Source organism: Pseudomonas sp. P5_A12, assembly GCF_056400685.1.
The window spans coordinates 1-2,239 of the sequence record NZ_JBFUKU010000500.1 but is presented as its reverse complement, the minus strand read 5'-3'; the positions used below and the strand labels follow the sequence as shown (position 1 = coordinate 2,239).

Here is a 2,239-nt window from a genome sequence, read left to right as displayed (position 1 = left end):
ATTGATGCTCGGTTTCGACGGGCGCATCACCGGGATCAACAGCCCTTCGACGGACACGCCGCTCAAGCAGACAGACTTTCCCAGCCAGTGGTCGGACTTCAACGGCATGGCGAGCTACGCAGACTGGCAGTTCGTGGCCGAGAAGGCCTTCCTTGACGGTACGTCGGGCCCGCCGAAAAGCCAGTCCGATCTGCCTCAGGCGCTAGCGCCATGAACAGACACTGGTTCGCGGCCCTGATCCTTGCGTGGGTGGCGTCCTTCGCCAGCGCCGCCGAAGAGGAGGAAATGCTCGGCTTCATCGTCGACGACACGATCTCGCACATTGGTCACGACTTTTACTACTCGTTCAGTGAACGACTGCGCGCCACCAGCCCGATGGATTTCAACCTGGTGGTGCGCGAACGACCTTCGGCACGCTGGGGCAGCCTGGTGACCGTGGAATTTCAGCAGCGACTGGTTTATCGACGCTTCCTGCCGCCAAACACCGTGGACCTCAAAGACGACGCCTATCAAGCCGCCGATTGGGTTCGCGGGCAAATTGCCCAGCGCAAGCTGGAGGCCTTATTGCAGGACACAACGGATCTGGAGAGGGACGAAATATGAAAGCAAAAACGTTCTGGCAGCGCACCGGCATTCTACTGCTCGGGCTTGGAAGTGGGGGCCTGGTCCAAGCCACGGAACTGGTCTACACGCCCGTCAACCCCTCGTTCGGTGGCAACCCGTTGAATGGCACCTGGCTGCTCAACAACGCTCAGGCACAGAACGACTATGACGACCCGGACCTGAACAACCGCACCGCCGTGGCCGGCACTTCCGCACTGGAACGGTTCACCAGTCAGCTTCAATCGCGCTTGCTGGGGCAAGTGCTGGACAACATTTCTTCTGGTAACACGGGGAGCCTTTCTACGGACGCTTTTATTGTCAACGTTGTCGACGATTCGGGTGCACTGACCATTGAAGTGACCGACCGAGCGACCGGTGAAATTTCGGAAATCCAGGTTAACGGCCTCAACCCTTGATGGGTTTTTTGGGTCGATGGGGAGTAGGGATATGAAAAAAATAATAGCGCTAGGGCTGATGTTGGCGACATTGCAAGGGTGTGGTCTGCGCGAACCGGTGTCGGCCGAGCAGGACACCGAAACTCCGACCCTGACACCCCGGGCGTCGACCTATTACGACTTGCTGAAAATGCCACGACCCAAGGGCCGGTTGATGGCGGTGGTGTACGGTTTCCGGGACCAGACCGGGCAATACAAACCGACCCCGGCCAGTTCGTTTTCGACCAGCGTGACCCAGGGCGCGGCGAGCATGTTGATGGATGCGATGCAGGCCAGCGGCTGGTTTGTGGTGCTGGAACGGGAAGGGCTGCAGAACCTGCTGACCGAGCGCAAGATCATTCGTGCTTCGCAGAAAAAGCCCAATACACCGGTGAACATCCAGGGGGAACTGCCTCCGCTGCAAGCGGCGAACATGATGCTTGAAGGCGGGATCATTGCCTACGACACCAACGTGCGCAGCGGCGGGGAAGGGGCGCGTTATCTGGGTATCGATATAACTCGGGAGTACCGGGTGGATCAGGTCACGGTCAACCTGCGGGCAGTGGATGTGCGCAGTGGTCAGGTGTTGGCCAATGTCATGACCAGCAAGACGATCTACTCGGTGAGCCGTAGTGCAGGGGTGTTCAAGTTTATCGAGTTCAAGAAGTTGCTGGAGGCGGAGGTCGGTTACACCACGAACGAGCCGGCGCAGTTGTGTGTTTTGTCGGCTATCGAGGCGGCTGTCGGGCATTTGCTGGCGCAGGGGATTGAGCGGCAAATGTGGCAGGTGGCGGGGGATAATTCGCCTGCTAACAATGAGACGCTCGACCGTTACCTGACTCAGAACAAGGTGGTTCCTGAGGGTGAGGAAGAGTGAACCGAGGCGGCCTTCGGGCCGACCTTGATTTTAAATGGTGTACATATCCATTCCTGCGGTAACGGCGGCTGGCGGTTTCACCCTTACGGCGAGTCCCTTTTGTCAAACGAACGCCACAAAAGGAACCAAAAAGGCTCGCCCCGAGCGTCCGGCCCCTCGCTAAGGCTCGGCGTTCCTTCGCTCCGGTATCCATCCGGGGACACTGCCCTCCGGTCTGCTTCGCTACGACCTACATGCAGCGTGTTCGACTGCGTCGAACGGCGCTACGCGCCACTCCCCGGATGAACACCTCCACTCAGCCTCCCGAGGGGGCGGGTGAATCAAA

Annotated in this window: 3 protein-coding genes and 1 pseudogene; all 4 read left to right on the top strand. The window is 59.1% G+C overall.

Annotated elements, in window-relative coordinates:
- Window positions 1-214, top strand: a pseudogene (locus AC1DSG_RS30450) (type II secretion system protein); the annotation flags it as partial.
- Window positions 211-603: a curli production assembly/transport protein CsgE gene (gene csgE / locus AC1DSG_RS30445; RefSeq protein WP_477794180.1), complete on the top strand. Its 393-nt coding sequence runs from the start codon at window positions 211-213 to the stop codon at window positions 601-603. The pseudogene AC1DSG_RS30450 and the gene csgE, both read left to right, overlap by 4 nt.
- Window positions 600-1,019 carry a curli assembly protein CsgF gene (locus AC1DSG_RS30440; protein WP_477794179.1) on the top strand — a complete coding sequence of 140 codons (420 nt, stop codon included), beginning with the start codon at window positions 600-602 and terminating at the stop codon, window positions 1,017-1,019. The genes csgE and AC1DSG_RS30440 overlap by 4 nt, the downstream gene beginning before the upstream one ends.
- Before the next feature lie 31 nt (window positions 1,020-1,050).
- Entirely contained in the window at window positions 1,051-1,914 is an 864-nt protein-coding gene (locus tag AC1DSG_RS30435; RefSeq protein ID WP_477794178.1) for a CsgG/HfaB family protein, read from the top strand.
- The last annotated feature ends 325 nt before the right edge of the window (window positions 1,915-2,239 follow it).